Origin of the sequence: Propionibacterium cyclohexanicum (assembly GCF_900111365.1) — a bacterium.
In the GTDB taxonomy this organism is placed as follows: domain Bacteria; phylum Actinomycetota; class Actinomycetes; order Propionibacteriales; family Propionibacteriaceae; genus Propionibacterium; species Propionibacterium cyclohexanicum.
Map to the genome: position 1 here is coordinate 1 of NZ_FOGZ01000051.1, position 2,588 is coordinate 2,588.

Here is a 2,588-nt window from a genome sequence, read left to right on the forward strand (position 1 = left end):
CTACCCGGTACGACAAACTCGCGATCACCTACCGCGCAGGCGTCACCCTCTGCACCATCCTCACCTGGACACGCCTATTGGGAGACACGCCCTAGCGCCCGCGCGCTCCTGAACAGCGATCTCATCGGAGGGCGCACAGGCCTGCAGAGCGCTCCGCTTCGTCGCTGCGATCGTCGGTGTTTTTCGGCTGCCTCTCGACTCGGTGGGCATGGGTATACGTCTTCAGGGGTGAAGCCATTCGGTCCGCGGATTGACCTAGAGGTCGTTATATCGCAATACCGCGAACTATGGACATGAGTTGCGGCGGGTGTCGAAGTGCGGATGAGGACGGGGAGGTTGCCGGCGGGGCTGTGGGCGGCCCCGGAATCGGACTGACGGAGCTATGCGTGGTGGGGCTGTTGCCGCAGATCGTGGGTGAGCCCGGGCTGTCGGCGGCGAGCGCGGGCGCGCTCGTGCCGCTGTACGCGGTCGCAGCGGCGGGCGTCTGCGACCGCGGTGATGTTCGGTGGGCTGACAGTCTCAACGGTGGTCGGCACCCGGCCCGTTCTCAGGCTGAGTCCCGTTGGCGATGGCGTCGCATCGGGACGCGGTCAGGCTCCAGGTCACCCGGTGCCGACGGCGACGAGGTCGAGGGGCAGGAATCTACGGTTTCATGCCTGTAGCACGCCGCCTTCGCCGACGGAGGTCATGTGAGCCGCCGACAACGTCCAGAAGGGCCGTGCTCGGCGCACACCTTGAGTCCGCCGGTGCCACCCAGATTCACGATCACTATCGAGGGCAGCGCGGCTCTCGACTCATCGTCTGCACAGCGAAGACCAGTAAGACACCATCTACCCCCATTTCCTGGGATTCTCCCGCGACGCCCGGCGCGAGGGATACGCCCGTTCGGCGATACTCAGTGAGGACGTTGAGCGCTCATCGAGCTCTTCCACACTCGCGTCCAGATACCGCCCGAAGCCCGACGAGCACTCCCCGGGACGAGCCACACCAAGTTCGACATACGACGTGCGAACGCTCCGCTGAACTGGCTGAAATCGCCGCGCGCCGAACTGGAGGCGACCAGACCAAGCTGCTTCAGGCTCACTATGCGAGGGCTCCCGTACCGCGTTCGACGAACCGTCCAACGCGGACCTCCAGGCCGATGTCCTCGGCTGGGTCACCCCAAGGCGAGGACATCGGGACACGAAAAGCCTGGGCCGGAACCTAAGTCGAAAGTTCACACAAGAACCGTATGGGGTCCCTCCATGAAGCGTTGGTGAACTTTCCCCGGAAGGCGCAGACCCTCGTCACCCGCTGGAATCGTGGGGTGTTCCGGGATGCGCGCCGGGCGGCGGCCCCGCGCATCGAGGACTCCCGAGGGCCCGTCGTGCGGACTATCGAGACGGTACAAACTCTTCTCACGGCGTGCGAGATCGATCGGCTCGTCGGCGACTACCTCTCCGGAACGCGGATCGATCAGCTCGCGGGACGCTACGGCGTGCACCGGGCCACGGTGTTCGCACACCTCCGACGAAGGAACGTGCCACGTCGACCGGTCGGGCTCGACGAAGCTGAGGCCGCGGATGCGGTGCGTCTGTATCGGACCGGCATGTCGATCAGGGCGGTCGCGAGGCAGATCGGAGCCGACCGGAAATGCGTCCGCTCAGCGCTGGAGGCTGACGGCTCCAAGACCCGGTCCAAGTGAGGACGGCAACAGAACTGCCCTCGCACGGGTACACCATGCAATCCATTTGCCGAACACAGAACCAATCTTTCAAGGCACCCGCGGTCATCTGAATATGTTGTGGTAAACAGTGGTTCCCGGGCCCACACCCCCAATCCCTGCCGACAGCCTCGGCCAACACTCCTACACCCTCAATTGCGAAGAGTCCCCAAATCACACGGACCGGGTCACGAGGAGCATGCCACGCATCATTCAGGTTCTCTCTTGATACTTTCAAATCATGGAAGAAGTTTCAACCCGCGCTTCGTTTGCCAGAGTCCTAGTGAAAATACAATTATGGCAACCACAACCGAAAGCACAGCTCCCCGACCATCTTTGGGCACGAGATCGGTTGCGGCGAACGCCACTGCGCCAGCCGTGACCGCTCTCGCAGCTGGGATCGCATATTTCTGCGCGTTCGACGGGGATAACACAATACTCAGACGGATTGACGCGGCATCGGAGGGAATGTGGGGTCCAACTTTTACGTAGCTGCGGGTAATATTGGGGCGGTTGGGTACATCAATCGGTATAGAAAACGAGTCGTAGGCCGATGTGAGGGACAGACTCTCAACGTCACGAGTGCTCAAGCCTTCGCCCGCAGTGATTCTTAGCTCTGAGGGGTCATCCCGAGGGTTTCCTGTCGATGGAAGATTTCCAGAGTGTAACTATGCCCAGTTGTCAACCAGAACTCTCCATCCTTTGCAGAGATAAGCTCTCCGGTGAGGATGTCACGTATTCCGACAATTCGAAAGTAGAATCGTTCGGGGTTTGTGAGCGTGGAGGAAAGAGGCTCATCCCAATCGAGGGTGTAGTTGGGGTCTGAATCCGCCTGTCTCGAGCAGGCTTCTGGCGATGTAGTTGGTGAGGTTGCGGAAGCCCAGGG

General features: G+C 61.6%; 1 protein-coding gene. It reads left to right on the plus strand.

Going from position 1 to position 2,588, the window contains the following annotated elements; translation table 11 throughout:
• Window positions 1–1,255: 1,255 nt before the first annotated feature.
• Window positions 1,256–1,684, plus strand: coding sequence for a hypothetical protein (locus BMX93_RS13375; protein WP_245725862.1), 429 nt, complete (start codon window positions 1,256–1,258; stop codon window positions 1,682–1,684).
• Window positions 1,685–2,588 lie beyond the last annotated feature (904 nt).